The following is a 15,271-nucleotide window of genomic DNA, read 5'->3' as shown; positions in this document are numbered from 1 at the left end:
CAGTTTTAAAAATCCGGCTTTGTTATTAGGCCGGATTTTTCAGTGAAGCGATGTTGGCAGGGCAGGTGGTTTTGATTGGTAGTGAATGGCTGATCGGATGGTAAGCAGTAGTCTGCTCAGCCAGATGACAATCGGACAATTGGCAGTTTGTCGCCGCGCGGAAAATGGATTTTCCGACATCCAGTTTTCTCATTTCCCGGTGAGAGAAGAAGAAAAACGGTCGAGTTTTCTGTTGCCGTGCTGAGATGAGTGAATTAGTTATTGGTCATTGGATAACTAGTCATTAAATAGGAGCTCAACTCCGTTGGTTGGACTATTGGATTTTGAAACATGGATTCTGGAATTTGCCCCTCCCCGCGATTGTCTTCATGTTGGTAGCAAGCCCTTCTCCTCCTTAAAGCAACTTTTCCCAAAAATACATGGGCTCGTGGCATTCGGCATAACCAGCTTTGCGGTATAGCTTTTGTGCGCTCGCATTGTCGCGCCGCACTTCGAGGTTGATGCGGCAATAACCCTGTTCTTTGGCAAACGCGGCCAGGGCATTAAGCAGGAAGCGGCCGACTCCCTTGCCGCGAAAGTCGGGGTGCACCACAAAGTCGTGAATGTTGATCAGCGGTTTGGCCTGGAAGGTCGAGTAGTTTTTGTTGCAGTTGGCCAAAGCGGCAAACTGTCCGTCAACCACGGCAAAGAAACCCAGGTAGCCCGGGTAATTTCGCAGCCCTTCCAGAATTTTCGGGGCCAGCTCTTTGGGCATTGGCGCGCCATTACCCATATCATCCTGCATGTAGGCGTTAAGCAAGCGGATTAATTCGCGGCGGTGGACAGGATCCGACAGATCAATTGGAACAAATGTGTAAGTCATTTTTTTCTGATAAAAATAGGAAAAATGACCGAAATGGGATCGGAAAGCCGAATATGAATCAGGGCTCAATTTTCCTTCATTCTGAAAAAATCAACTCAGACTGGCTTAAAATACTTATTTTCGCAGAGCAACTAATCTTTATTTGATACATGAATAACCTGGTAATTATACCAACATACAACGAAAAGGAAAATGTTGCGGAAATGATCCGCACGGTGTTTACACTTCAAACGCCTTTTCAAATTTTGATTATTGAGGACGGCTCGCCCGATGGGACGGCCGAAATTGTGAAACGTCTGCAAACGGAATACCCCGACCGCCTCCACATGATAGAGCGCAAAGGCAAACTGGGGCTGGGGACAGCTTACCTGACTGGCTTTAAATGGGCTTTGGAAAAGGGCTACGATTTCATTTTTGAAATGGATTGTGATTTCTCCCATCCACCCAAAGACCTCGAAAATTTGTATCGGGCCTGTACCGAGGGTGGCGCCGATATGGCAATTGGCTCGCGCTACATTTCCGGCATCAACGTGATCAACTGGCCGCTGGGAAGGGTGCTGATGTCGTATTTTGCATCTGTTTATGTCCGGCTGGTCACCCGCATGAAAATCATGGACACCACAGCTGGCTTTAAGTGTTATGCCCGAAAAGTTTTGGAAACCATCAATCTGGATGATATCCGGCTGAAAGGTTATGGGTTTCAGATTGAAATGAAGTTTACAGCCTGGAAACATGGTTTTAAGTTGGTGGAAGTTCCCATTATTTTTACCGAACGGCAGGAAGGCACCTCGAAAATGAGCGGTGGCATTTTTAATGAAGCCTTATGGGGAATTCTGAAAATGAAAATCCGTAGTTGGTTTAAAAAATATCCGGGCTATTCTTCTCAAGGACGTGGATAAACGCGAATTGACTCAGGTTGCAGTGAACAAATCCCTTGAGAATCGATTTATATGAAAATATAAGGAGTGTGGCGGTGTAGCCTTTTCAGTTTTAGATTCGTAATTGAAGGTTGGAGGTCCCCGCTTAGATTTATCGCAAAACATTCAAGGCTCGAAAGACAATATATAAGCTTAATAAACCGAACATTATGAAGACGATCATTCACCAGGCCACCATCATCAATGAGGGGATTCAGTATCAGGGAAGTGTGTTGATTGAGGGCGAGTCTATCAAACGCATATTTAAGGAAGAAGTGGTTCCGGAGGCCTTGTTGAAGGAAGCTACCGTGATTGATGGCAGCGGGAAATTGTTGATCCCCGGTGTCATTGACGATCAGGTTCATTTCCGGGAGCCTGGGCTCACCCACAAAGGCGATCTATATACCGAGTCGCGGGCAGCCTTGGCCGGCGGGGTGACGTCGTATATGGAGATGCCCAACACCAAGCCGCAGGCAATCACACAGGTCGAACTGGAAAAGAAATATGCCCGTGCTGCCGAAGTCTCGGCTGTCAACTATTCGTTTTTTATGGGCGCGACCAACGATAACCTGGATGAAGTGCTGAAGACCGATCCTTCGAAGGTGTGCGGAATCAAAATTTTCATGGGCTCATCAACCGGAAACATGCTGGTGGACGACGAGAAAACCTTATCCGAAATATTCAGGCTGGCACCTACTTTGGTGGCTACCCATTGCGAAGACGAAGAAATTATCCGGAGAAACACCGCGATTTACCGCCAGAAGTACGGCGAGATTGTCCCCATTTCGCGGCATCCTCGAATCCGGAGCGCCGAAGCTTGCTATAAGTCGTCATCAAAAGCGGTTGCGTTGGCTCGTAATTTCGACACCCGCCTGCACGTCCTTCACATTTCGACAGCCGATGAAATGCAGCTTTTTGAAGCGGGCCCGGTGAAAGAAAAAAAAATTACGGCCGAAGTGTGTGTGCATCACCTTTGGTTTGAAGAAAAGGACTACGTCGATTACGGCACGCGAATCAAGTGGAATCCGGCAGTGAAGTCGGCTGCCGACCGAGCTGCCCTTTGGGATGGGCTACTGACGGACAAAATTGATGTGATTGCCACCGATCATGCGCCTCATACGCTGGATGAAAAGTCACATTCCTATTTTCTGGCACCCTCCGGCGGTCCGCTGGTTCAGCATTCGCTGACTGCTATGCTGGAGTTTGTGAGGCAGGAAAAGCTGACAGCTGAAAAGTTGGTCGAAAAGATGTGCCACGCACCGGCTGATTTGTTCCGGATTGATCGGCGTGGATATATCCGAGAAGGTTACTTTGCCGACCTCGTGCTAATCAATCCAGATAAAAAATGGACGGTTTGTCCGGAGAATATTTTTTATAAGTGCGGCTGGTCGCCGTTTGAAGGAACTGAATTCAGTCACCAGGTTTCCAAAACATTTGTCAATGGGCAACTGGCCTACGATCGAGGTCAAATCAAAGAAGAGGTGCGGGGGAAACGGCTTGCGTTTGTTGTTTAGAAACAAACATTTCTGCCGAAAAAGGAGCAAAAAAAAGCATAATAATTAATCATTTTGTGGTATTTTGGAGAAATGATCTGAGATGGAGTTTGATCAAAACCAAAGTCAGACAAATCAGTCAAAACATGGGATTGATTTTGAAGAAGCAAAACGATTGTGGCTTGATTCTGATCGAATAGAGATTCGTGCAAGGACAATTGATGAACCGAGGTTTTTAATTATTGATAAATTGAGTGGGAAGTTTTGGTCGGGAATTTTCGCGATAAGGAATAGAGCTATTGGAATTATATCTGTTCGGAGATCAAGGAAAAAAGAAATTGAGATTTATTAAAGCTGAAGAGTTGGATAAGAAAATTGATGCGGGTGAAGATATTATTGACAATCTGGACCTAAGCAAAGCCAAGAGACCGGGATTGAAACCAAGCGTGTAAGTGTTGATTTCCCTACATAGATGGTTCATAAACTTGATAAAGAAGCCATGAGATTAGGAATCACCCGGCAGTCTGTCATCAAGTTATGGATTTCGGAAATGTTCAGTAAAACATCGGATCAAAATGAGTAGTGGCCCAAAATTCCAGTGGAATTAATCCGGTTTTTTGAATGGAATATGAGGCAAGCAATAGCAGGAATCTCGGTTGGTCACTATCCTTTCCTTTTAGCCAATCGAGCATCGGTTCCTGTAATATTTGAAACCAATCTCTTAATTGGTTTGGTGCGTTAGTTCACCACAATTACCAAATACTTGTTGGTTTCCCAGAAACGGTCAGCATCTGTGATCACCAGCTTTTCAACCATATCGTCACCAATTAATTCATAGCTGCTGGCAGGATGCGTAGTGACGACTTTGGCTTTTTTAGAGTTCAGGCTGATTTCATCCACTTCCCGAATGTTGATTTTTGTAAACAGGTCAGGGTTAAAGTCTTTTCTGAATTTCAGCGTGCGTCCAATCCCCAGAAAGCCTCCCTCTTTTTCGACAATCCCATTTTCAACCAGCTCCTTGGCGGTTCCAAAAACGTAGTAAGCTGTGTTTAACGCTGAGGTTTGCTGGTCAATGGTGCCTGTTTTTTCCTCCAGCAATCGGGCCTGTTCCTCTGTTCTCTCCTGGGCAGCCATCAAGTCCTGATTCAAATCTGTAATGTTGAGTTGCAGCTTTTGAAGTTCTGTTTGTAAAGCAACAATCTCAGCGTCTTTGGTTTCCATTTGGGTACTCATCATGTTCAGCATTTCCTGCATTTCATTCATCTTGTGCGATGAGAAATCCATTTTCTTTTGCTGCGATGCGATCAGTTCCCGATTTATCTTAAGCAATTCATTGATCATCGCAATGTCGCGAAGAACTTTCTGACGGGTGGTCGATTGTGGTTCTGAACTGCTTTGGGATTCAATATCGACAATCTCCTCCAGCCTTTTTATCGAATCCAGGTTGGCTTGGATTTGATTCATCGTGCCAATAAAATCGGTGATGGCCGAATCTTTGTTGGCGGCGACTTGTTGCAGACTATCTTGTACTTCCTGCATCCGGTCAAGTTTTTTCTGCTGACACGAACCCAGAATGAGTAATGCGACTAAAATAAATGGTAGTTTCTTCATGATCAGATTATTTTACTCAAAGTTAAGATGTTTCCTGCTCATTTACATCATAGGCTTTCTATAATACGGATTTGGTAGGACAATTATTTTTCTTGTTGGCGTCTTTTCTTTTCTGCAATCACTTGCTCAAGGTCAATTAAGTTTGAATATTGAAGAATCAGGTTTTCGGTTTCGGAAAAACCAATGGCATAAATTTCATCGGCTTTCGAAAAGTCAAACACGCTGAATTGCTGCATGGCTGGTGGGTCAATGACCAGGTTGCATTGGTCAAATTTGTCGTCGACATCTTTCGAAATGGCCAGTCGAAAACTGCGTTCAGCAATGGCTTTGATGCCCGAAATTTCCTTTAGCTCTTCATTATGGTTCACATGTACGCCGATGATCACATTCACTTGGCCGAGCAACGGTTCGATTGGCAGGTTATTTAATATTCCACCGTCAACATAGGATTGGCCATTAATGATTCGTGGTTCGAAAACAATAGGAATCGACGCGGAAGCCAAGACATAGTCGATGAGTTTTCCGCTTGAAATCAGCTCTGATTTTCCAGTATTTAAATTGGTTACGGCACAGTAGAACGGCTTTTTCAAAGCCGAAAAGTCATCTTCAGGAATATGACTACGAAGGAGCTTTTCAATTTTATCCAGATCGAGCAGTCCACCTGAAGGAAATGCCCAACTGATTACCTTGTGTAATTTGCTTGCTTTTATCAGGGCTAAGATGGATGCCGGCTCATAGCCTGAAGCATATAAAACACCAACCAATGCGCCGATGCTGGTTCCCGAAATGATTTCCGGATGGATGCCATATTTTTCCAGCGCAGCCAAAACGCCAATGTGCGCGATTCCGCGTGCTCCGCCGCCACTTAATGCCAAACCGATTGTTGCTTTCATTTCATTGAATTAATAATTTCCAAAGGCATTCGAAGGAACTCGTTTGTCGTGATTTACGGTCCGAATTCGGGACATCTTGTGTTGAATGACTTTTACTTACTTGTTTCAAAGACTTTTTTCGTTTGAGGCTTAAAGATACGTTGCGGGCAATGAATTTCATCGGTTTTTTTTCTGAATGTTTTCTGCATCATGTTCGTCCCAAGCCAGATGGTTGTTTTGGATAATCAACAAGGAGACGGGCAGACTACCTTCGTGAGTTTTGGTTGCGTTTCGTGTGTGTGCTTCTGGATTGTTGCCCATCGGAATTTATGAACGATTGGCCAAGCCAAACTCAAACTATTCCCTATCTTTACGCGAAATTTTACAGAAATTTGGAATTACAGAATTTTAAGAAGGTATTTGAAAAGCAGGAGGTTATTCAATCTTTGCTGAAAAACATGGATACCCCGGGTGAAAAGATTCACCTGTCGGGGCTTGTTGGCTCGTCGCAAACCGTACTGGCTTCTGTCTTAGCCGAAAAGCATAATCAGCCCTTGGTATTTATTTTAAATGACAAGGAAGAAGCAGCCTACTTTTACGATGATTTGGTGAACCTGCAGACTGCTTCGCCATTGTTCTTTTTCCCTGGATCATACAAGCGGGCCGGGCAGTTCGATTCTGTTGAGCAGGAGAATATTATTCTTCGAACTGAAGTTTTAAACCAACTTCATGAACGCCACCAGATCAGTATTATCACTTACCCCGAAGCGTTGATTGAAAAAGTCATTTCGGGCGAGGGGCTGGAATCGAACAGTTTTCCGGTCCATAAAAACGACAAATTATCGATTCAGTTTTTGAATGATGTGTTGTTTGAATACGGTTTTGAGCGGGTTGATTTTGTGGTGGAGCCGGGACAATATTCCATTCGCGGAAGCTTAGTCGACATTTATTCCTTTTCGCATGAAGACCCTTATCGCCTCGACTTTTTTGGCGATGTAGTGGATAGCCTGAGAAGTTTTGATATCGAAACACAGATATCGAAAGTTCAGCTCGAAAAGATCGTGATAATCCCAAACATACAGGAAGGTCTGAGCGAGGAAAAACGGGATAATTTCCTGAATTTTCTGTCTGCTAAAAGCAGCATTTATATTCGGGATATTTCCTTGGTTTCAGATATGATTGATCGCATTTATCAGCAAGCGGTTGGCGAAGAAGGGTTAGCTGAGGATTTGCTCAGTCGATTGATTTCGGGGGCAGATTTTTTAAACCTTCTTAGTCGGTTCACCTGTCTGGAATCAGGAACAAGCAATTATTTTCAAAGCCGGGAACACTATCAGTTTAGCACATCAGCCCAACCGGTCTTCAATAAGAATTTTGAGCTGCTGGCTAAAAATTTGCAAGACAATTCGACCAAGGGTTATACCAATTTTATTCTTTCATCCAACCAAAAGCAGATTGAGCGGCTGCATGCCATTTTCAAGGATCAAAATCTGGATGTCGAGTTTACCGATCTGAACTTCACCTTGCACGAAGGGTTTGTCGATCACACGCTTAAGCTTTGTTGCTACACTGATCACCAGATTTTTGAGCGATACCATCGGTTTCAGTTGAAAACCCGGAAACCACAAAAGGAAAGCATCACGCTGAAAGAGCTGAACAAGCTGCATCAAGGAGACTATGTGGTGCACATCGATCATGGGATCGGGAAATTTGCGGGTTTGGTGAAAACCGAGGTTAACGGAAAAATACAGGAAGCTGTTCGCTTGGTTTACCGCGACAGTGATGTGTTGTTCGTGAGCATCCAATCGCTGCATCGCATTTCCAAATACAAAGGCAAAGAGGGAGTTGAACCCAAGATAAACAAGCTGGGAACCGGTGCCTGGCAAAAGATGAAGGAGCGCACCAAGAAAAAGGTGAAGGATATTGCCAAAGATCTGATCGCGCTTTATGCCGAACGTAAAAAAGAACGGGGCTTTGCCTTTTCGCCCGATTCTTACCTGCAAACCGAGCTCGAAGCGTCGTTTATCTATGAAGATACTCCCGATCAGGTGACGGCTACCCAAGCGGTGAAAGAGGACATGGAGCGTGAAATGCCGATGGACCGGCTGGTTTGTGGCGATGTGGGCTTCGGAAAAACGGAGATTGCCATCCGCGGCGCCTTTAAGGCGGTTGCCGACAGCAAGCAAGTAGCCGTTTTGGTGCCGACCACCATTCTGGCACTTCAGCATTATAAAACATTTTCCGAACGGCTCAAGGATTTTCCTGTGCGCATTGAATACATCAGCCGTTTGCGGCCTGCCGGCGAAATAAAAAAAGTATTGAAAGAAGCGGAAGTCGGCGCCATCGATATCCTGATTGGAACGCACCGTTTGGTGGGTAAAGATGTCAAGTTTAAAGATTTGGGCCTGCTTATCGTGGATGAGGAGCAAAAGTTTGGTGTTTCAGTGAAGGAAAAGCTGAAGCAGTTTAAAGTGAATGTCGACACGATGACGCTGACAGCCACGCCCATTCCGCGAACCCTGCAATTTTCGCTCATGGGTGCCCGCGACTTATCGATCATTCAAACACCGCCACCCAACCGCTACCCCATTATTACCGAGCTGCATGGTTTTAATGAGGAAATGATCCGCGAGGCCATCAATTACGAAGTGGCGAGAAATGGGCAGGTCTTTTTTATTCACAACCGGGTGCAGAATATTCATGAAGTTGAGAAGGTAATCAAGCGAATTGTTCCAGGGGTAAAAACCGTGGTGGGACACGGACAGATGGACGGCCCCAAGCTCGAAAAAATCATGCTCGATTTTATCAATGGCGAGAACGATGTGCTTATTGCCACCACCATCATTGAGTCGGGACTGGATATTCCGAACGCGAACACCATTATCATAAATAATGCTCAAAATTTTGGATTGAGTGATCTGCACCAGTTGCGCGGGCGCGTGGGACGATCAAACAAAAAAGCTTTTTGCTATTTGATAGCGCCACCGCTGGCAAGCCTGACCGGCGAAGCTCGCCAACGCTTGCGCGCCATTGAAGAGTTCTCGGAGTTGGGCAGCGGGTTCAACATTGCCATGCGCGATTTGGATATTCGTGGGGCAGGCAATTTGCTGGGGGCCGAGCAAAGCGGCTTTATTGCCGATATTGGCTACGAAACCTATCATCGAATTCTGAATGAAGCCATGCAGGAGTTGAAGCAGGGCGAATACAAGGAACTGTTTCAGGAAGAACAGGAAGCAGCTGGCAAAGCATTTCTGCAAACACAATTTGTCAACGATTGCCAAATTGATACCGACATGGAGTTGTTGTTCCCGGATACATACATCCAAAGTATTTCGGAGCGCATGTTGCTCTACCGCCAACTCGATAACCTGGAAAACGTAGCGTCTTTGCAACAGTTTGAGATGGGATTGATTGACCGGTTTGGAAAGCTTCCGCAAGTCAGCAAGGAATTACTGGAAGTAGTGCGTTTGCGCTGGAAGGCAATTGATCTGGGTATTGAGCGGATCATTCTGAATGACAAAAAAATGATTTGCTTTTTTATAGCTGATCAACAATCGCCTTTCTATCAAAGTGAAACCTTCACCAAAGTACTTCACTACTTACAACAAAACCCGAACAAGTGCCGGATGAAAGAAAAAAAAGATAAGCTGAGCCTTACCTTTTCGTATGTTCCCAACGTGGAAACTGCTGGTCATATGCTGAATGAGATACTTGAGCTTGGATCGTCAGATTCTCAATGATTCCAACCCAGTATCGGCTCAAAAACTTAATGATATATTTGGCGCCAACGGTTTTAACTTTTTGATGTTTTGGTAGTCAAAGCAATTTAAATTAACCTAAAGTACTAGCTAGTATAGCCATGGCAAATAATTCAAAACAGATCATCAGGATCTCCATCACTATTGTATTAATCATCGTACTTGTTGGGATTGTGATGTATCCCAAAGTCAAACCCTTGTTCCGCTCAAACGAAGATCCCGGCCCTCGGGGAATGGGAGGAGGACAGCAGCCGCTGTTTGCCAGTGGCTATATTTTGGTTCCGACAAAGATGGATGAGATGATCTACAGTACGGCCTCGCTGCTCCCGGATGAGGAAGTGGATTTGGCTTTTGAAACTTCGGGAAAAGTGGTTGGCATCTTTTTCAGGGAAGGAAGCCGGGTGAAGAAAGGAGAGTTGTTGGCAAAAATTAACGATCGGCCGCTGCAGGCACAATTGCAAAAATTAAGAGCACAACGTAAACTGGTTGAGGAGCGCGAATACAGGCAGCGGCAGTTGCTGGATCGCGATGCCATCAGCCGCGAAAGTTATGACCAGGTGGCCACTGAACTGGAGACGCTGGAGGCGGACATTATGTTGGTGGAAGCGCGGATTGCTGAAACCGAGTTACGTGCTCCTTTCGACGGAATTGTAGGACTGCGAATGATCAGCGAAGGCGCTTATGCATCTACCCAAACCAAAATCGTTCAACTGGTGAAGATCAGTCCGCTGAAAATTGAGTTTTCCATTCCCGAGCGCTATGCCGGTGAAGTAGTTGCCGGATTTCCGATCAGTTTCCAGATCGATGGCGTTCAGAAAACGTTTGAAGCTCAAGTTTATGCCATTGAACCGAAGGTTGACATCAATACGAGGACAATTGTTGCCCGGGCGCTCTATCCCAACACCAATGAAGAACTTAAACCTGGCCGCTTTGCCAGTGTGAGGGCACGACTCTCGCAGATTGAGAATGCGGTTTCCATTCCAACCCAGGCGTTGATTCCCGAGATGGAAGGTGAAAAAGTATTTATCCTGAAGAACGGAAGAGCCAGGCAAGTTCGTGTTGAAACCGGACTGCGAACAGAATCCCATATTCAAATCCGGTCGGGCCTGAATTTTGGCGACACCCTACTGACCACGGCAACCTTGCAGCTTCGCGAAGATCTTCCGGTTCAATTGGATACTTTGGTGACGAATCAACACTTACTAAACGAGTAACATGAGTCTCTCATCTATCAGCATAAAACGGCCAGTGCTGGCCACAGTATTTTCACTGGTCATCCTGCTTTTTGGCGCCATTGGAATGACATTCCTCGGCATTCGGGAGTTTCCCAGTGTCGATCCGCCCATTATTTCCGTCAGAACATCCTATCCCGGCGCGAATTCTGATGTGATTGAAACCCAGATTACCGAACCCTTGGAGCAATCGATCAATGGAATCCCAGGTATCCGGACCTTAACCAGTAGCAGTAGCCAGGGCAGTAGCCGGATTTCTGTCGAATTTGAATTGTCAGTGGATTTGGAAACAGCAGCCAATGATGTTCGCGATAAAGTGTCACAAGCTCAACGTTACCTGCCGCGGGATTGCGATCCACCAACGGTTTCCAAGGCAGATGCTGACGCCAGTCCCATTTTGATGATTGCCGTGAAAAGCCCCAAAAGATCGTTGCTCGAGCTCTCTGAAATCGCCGAACTGACGTTTAAAGAACAGCTGCAAACCGTTTCGGGCGTTAGCTCCGTGGGAATTTGGGGCGAGAAGCGATTTGCCATGCGCATTTGGCTTGATCCGGCTAAGCTGGCTGGTTATCAAATGACTCCATTGGATGTTCGGAATGCCATTATGCGTGAAAATGTTGAACTGCCAGCAGGAAGCATTGAGGGAAATACCACCGAGCTAACCATTCGCACCCTCGGCTTAATGACTACACCGGAAGAATTCAACAGTTTGATCTTAAAACAGTCGGGCGATCAGCTGATTCGGGTGCGCGATATCGGGCGGGCTGAATTGGGGCCGGAAGATCTGCGGGGCATTATGAAGATGAATGGAATTCCGATGGTAGCAACGGTTATCATTCCGCAGCCTGGTGCCAACCACATTGACATTGTGGACGCGGTATATGAACGGCTGGAATTCATGAAGAAAGACCTACCCGAAGATGTGGAGATTGACATTGGTTTCGACAATACTCAATACATCCGTTCGTCGATTGATGAGGTGAAAACCACGATTTATGTGGCATTCTTTCTAGTTGTCATTATCATTTTTACGTTTTTGCGCGACTGGCGAACCACGATCATTCCCATACTTGTGATCCCGGTTTCGTTGATTGGTTCCTTTTTTATCATGTATCTGGCGGGCTTTACCATTAACGTGCTCACGCTGCTGGCTATTGTGCTTTCCATCGGCTTGGTGGTCGACGATGCCATTGTTATGATGGAAAACATTTATGTGAAAATTGAAAAAGGCATGAGCCCTCGGCAAGCGGGCCTGGAGGGCGCAAATGAAATTTTCTTCGCCATTATAGCCACAACGATTACTTTAGTGGCGGTGTTCTTTCCAATTGTCTTTCTTGAGGGAATGACCGGAAGACTTTTCCGCGAATTCAGTATTGTTATTGCTGGTGCAGTGTCTATTTCATCATTTGTCGCGCTGACCTTTACGCCCATGCTTTCGACCAAACTGCTTAAAACCAGGCATAAGAGAAGCAAGGCGTACAACTACACCGAAAAATTCTTTGTCGGGCTGAATGAGGCCTACCGACGTTCGCTCGAAAGCTTTATTAACAGAAGATGGATTTCACAAGGGATTCTGGTTTTGTCTTTTATCTTGATTTTTATTTTTTGGAAGGTGATTCCTGCAGAGATGGCTCCTTTGTAAGACCGCTCGCAGATGAACGTGAATGTCTCTTCGCCTGAGGGTGCCACCTACGAATTTAACTACGACTATGTGGAGGATATAGCCCAATTGGTTGAGGACATTATACCGGAAAGGGAAAGCCTGACGACCTTGGTTCGCGGAAGCTGGGCGTTTGTCCGGGTAGTGTTGAAACATCCCTCGGAAAGGGAACGTTCGCAACAGGAAATTGCCAGTGATCTTACTGGCGAACTGCGGAAAAAAACCAAGGCACGGGCCAATGTGATTCAACAATCGACCTTTGGAGGAAGGCGCGCCCGGCAGCCCATTCAGTATGTGCTTCAGGCACCAACCATCGATAAGTTACGAGAGGTTTTACCTGCGTTTATGGCCGAAGTGGATGACAATCCCACTTTCGTGATGGCTGATGTCAACCTGAAATTTACCAAGCCGGAACTGCAAATTGAGATTAACCGTGACAAGGCTAACCTGCTGGGCGTTTCAACGCAAAACATTGGGCAGACCCTGCAATTGGCACTTAGCGGACAACGGTTTGGTTATTTTATCATGAATGGAAAGCAATACCAGATTTTGGGTGAACTCGACCGGCAGGACCGCAACAAGCCGCTTGATTTGAAGTCGCTGTATGTCCGCAACGACAAAGGCCATATGATTCAGCTCGATAACTTTGTAACGCTGCGTGAAACAACTGCACCGCCTCAGCTCTATCGCTATAATCGCTTCGTTTCGGCGACTATTTCATCGAGTTTGGCCGATGGAAAAACCATTAGCGAGGGTATTGAGGAAATGGACAACATTGCCGATCGGGTGCTTGATGACACGTTTCGTACCGCGCTCGACGGTGACTCGAAAGATTTTATGGAAAGCTCGTCGAGTTTGATGTTTGCCTTTTTGTTGGCCATCGTTTTAATTTTTCTCGTGCTTTCCGCTCAGTTCGAAAGTTTCAAAGATCCGATCATTGTGATGATGACCGTTCCGTTGGCACTTACCGGAGCTTTATTTTTTATGTGGTACTTCAACATCACTATGAACATCTTCAGCCAGATTGGGATTATCATGCTCATTGGTCTGGTTTCAAAAAACGGGATTCTGATTGTGGAGTTTGCCAACCAGCGTAAGGAGGCAGGGATGAATAAACTGGAGGCGATTAAGTTTGCGTCGGCTGCACGTTTCCGTCCAATCCTAATGACGAGCTTATCAACCATTTTAGGAATTTTACCGCTTGCTCTGGGTTTTGGTGAAGGTGCTCAAAGCCGGGTGGCAATGGGTGTCGCAGTTGTTGGCGGATTGACCATTGCAACGGTACTGACGTTGTTTGTGGTGCCCGGCATCTACCTGATAATTTCAAGTGAATCAAAAAATATAAACAATGAAGCGACCAGCCTCAAAACAAATTAGAACCTGGATTACCAAAAGTCTTTTGCCTGTTTTTCTGCTTTTTTTTCTTTCAGGAATGGTGCAGGCACAGGAAGTTTACGATTTGAGTCGTTGTGTGCTGACGGGATTGGAGCAAAATTTCGCCATCAAGGTGGCTCGGAACCAGGAGGAAATCTCGTCCAATAACTTTTCGCGCGGTAATGCCGGATTCCTGCCCACAGTGAGCACGACCAACAGGTTTGGCGGCAATGTCACTTCCACGACCCAGAATATGAATAATGACACGAAAAATACGTCGACAGGCATTCATAACACCACCGGGTCGGCGGCGGTAAACCTTGATATGACCTTGTTTCGTGGATTCAATGTACAAACCACCTGGCAAAAGCTGAATGAACTGAATCAGGTGGGCGAGATCAACACCCAAATGGCTATGGAGAACCTGGTGGCCCGGATTGTCGCCGAGTATTATTATTACATTCAACAGCTAAACTTCTTCAACAACATGGAATACGCTGTTTCGCTTTCAAAGGAACGTGCCCGTATTGATGAGGAGCGTTATCTGCTGGGGGCTTCTTCGAAGTTGGAATTGTTGCAGTCAATCGTTTATCTTAACGAAGACAGCTCGCGGCTTGCCCGTCAGAATGAGCAAATTTTGGAATCGGAAGTGCGGCTGAAAAAGCTGATGGCTTTTGACGATCTGGCAAAGCAGATTGAGTTGGAAGACACATCCATTGTTTTTAATGCGGATTTACAATACGATGCGTTGCATTCATCAACCATGGAGTTGAATACAAGCTTGCTAATTGCCCGGAAGAATCAGCTGATTTCCGAGCTTGATTATAAGATCATTGCTTCACGATCATATCCTTATTTGAATCTTACGTCGGGATACAATTATGCCTACCGCGGTTATGGAAGCGGCACGATCAGCGATTACGGGGCGTTAACAATCAACAATCAGCAAAGCCGGACTTTTAATTACGGGATTGTTCTGGGAATGGATATTTTTGATGGAAACAACCGTCGGCGTGAAAAATCTAATGCGTTGATTGAAGTCGAAAATCGGAGTCATCGGTTGCAGGAAGTGGAGCAGGACATTAAAGCTGAATTGTTGACCGTTTATTATGCCTACGAAAACAACCTGCGCCTGGTAAAAATGGAAGAGCAAAACCTGGAAGTAGCACGCGAAAACCTGGAAATAGCACTGGAGCGCTATCGGCTGGGCGCTTTATCGGGCTTGGAACTGCGTGAAGTACAAAAAAGCTTGCTTGATGCCGAAGAACGATTGATCTCTGTTAAGTTTCAAACCAAGCTCGCTGAAATTTCATTGCTCCAAATCTCCGGAAAAATCATGGATTACGTGTAATATCAGCATTGAGACTATGCTGTTATTGTGGTGAAGAGTTAGTTTCATCAATGAAGTTAGTCCCCTTGAATTAGGCATGGTTTTCTCGAAGCGACTAATAGTCAATGCGATAAAATTTAATCTACTATGTTTGTAGTAATT

At 45.6% G+C, this 15,271-nt stretch carries 10 protein-coding genes; 7 read left to right on the top strand and 3 right to left on the bottom strand.

The genetic code is table 11. The features are described from left to right. Positions 1-394: 394 nt before the first annotated feature. Positions 395-862, bottom strand: a complete 468-nt coding sequence (locus AAC033_RS08285; RefSeq protein WP_339736947.1) for a GNAT family N-acetyltransferase — start codon at positions 860-862, stop codon at positions 395-397. A 149-nt stretch (positions 863-1,011) separates the two neighbouring features. Between AAC033_RS08285 and AAC033_RS08280 the strand changes: the two genes are divergently transcribed. Further along, on the top strand, positions 1,012-1,761 hold the full coding sequence (locus AAC033_RS08280) for a polyprenol monophosphomannose synthase (RefSeq protein WP_339736945.1): 750 nt from the start codon (positions 1,012-1,014) through the stop codon (positions 1,759-1,761). Between the two features lie 188 nt (positions 1,762-1,949). Then, positions 1,950-3,293, top strand: coding sequence for a dihydroorotase (locus AAC033_RS08275; RefSeq protein WP_339736943.1), 1,344 nt, complete (start codon positions 1,950-1,952; stop codon positions 3,291-3,293). 717 nt (positions 3,294-4,010) lie between these two features. Here the strand turns inward: AAC033_RS08275 and AAC033_RS08270 are convergent. Together AAC033_RS08270 and AAC033_RS08265 are read right to left on the bottom strand one after the other, a co-directional pair. Further along, entirely contained in the window at positions 4,011-4,883 is an 873-nt protein-coding gene (locus AAC033_RS08270) for a hypothetical protein (RefSeq protein ID WP_339736941.1), read from the bottom strand. An 83-nt stretch (positions 4,884-4,966) separates the two neighbouring features. Then, positions 4,967-5,776, bottom strand: a complete 810-nt coding sequence (locus tag AAC033_RS08265) for a patatin-like phospholipase family protein (protein WP_339736939.1) — start codon at positions 5,774-5,776, stop codon at positions 4,967-4,969. 371 nt (positions 5,777-6,147) lie between these two features. Between AAC033_RS08265 and mfd the strand changes: the two genes are divergently transcribed. The 5 genes from mfd (at position 6,148) to AAC033_RS08240 (ending at position 15,130) form a co-directional block, all read left to right on the top strand. Next, positions 6,148-9,495, top strand: a complete 3,348-nt coding sequence (gene mfd, locus AAC033_RS08260; protein WP_339736937.1) for a transcription-repair coupling factor — start codon at positions 6,148-6,150, stop codon at positions 9,493-9,495. A gap of 119 nt (positions 9,496-9,614) precedes the next feature. Next, on the top strand, positions 9,615-10,727 hold the full coding sequence (locus AAC033_RS08255; RefSeq protein ID WP_339736935.1) for an efflux RND transporter periplasmic adaptor subunit: 1,113 nt from the start codon (positions 9,615-9,617) through the stop codon (positions 10,725-10,727). A gap of 1 nt (position 10,728) precedes the next feature. Then, complete coding sequence (locus tag AAC033_RS08250) at positions 10,729-12,387, top strand: efflux RND transporter permease subunit (RefSeq protein WP_339736933.1); 1,659 nt, start codon at positions 10,729-10,731, stop codon at positions 12,385-12,387. A gap of 12 nt (positions 12,388-12,399) precedes the next feature. Next, positions 12,400-13,782 (top strand): efflux RND transporter permease subunit, encoded by a 1,383-nt coding sequence (locus AAC033_RS08245; RefSeq protein WP_339736931.1) that lies wholly within the window; start codon positions 12,400-12,402, stop codon positions 13,780-13,782. Then, positions 13,754-15,130 (top strand): TolC family protein, encoded by a 1,377-nt coding sequence (locus tag AAC033_RS08240; RefSeq protein ID WP_339736929.1) that lies wholly within the window; start codon positions 13,754-13,756, stop codon positions 15,128-15,130. The genes AAC033_RS08245 and AAC033_RS08240 overlap by 29 nt, the downstream gene beginning before the upstream one ends. Positions 15,131-15,271: the final 141 nt, after the last annotated feature.

The organism is uncultured Sunxiuqinia sp., from assembly GCF_963974515.1.
Lineage (GTDB): Bacteria > Bacteroidota > Bacteroidia > Bacteroidales > Prolixibacteraceae > Sunxiuqinia.
Note: the sequence above shows the minus strand (reverse complement) of the source record. Positions and strands in the feature narration are given on the sequence as shown.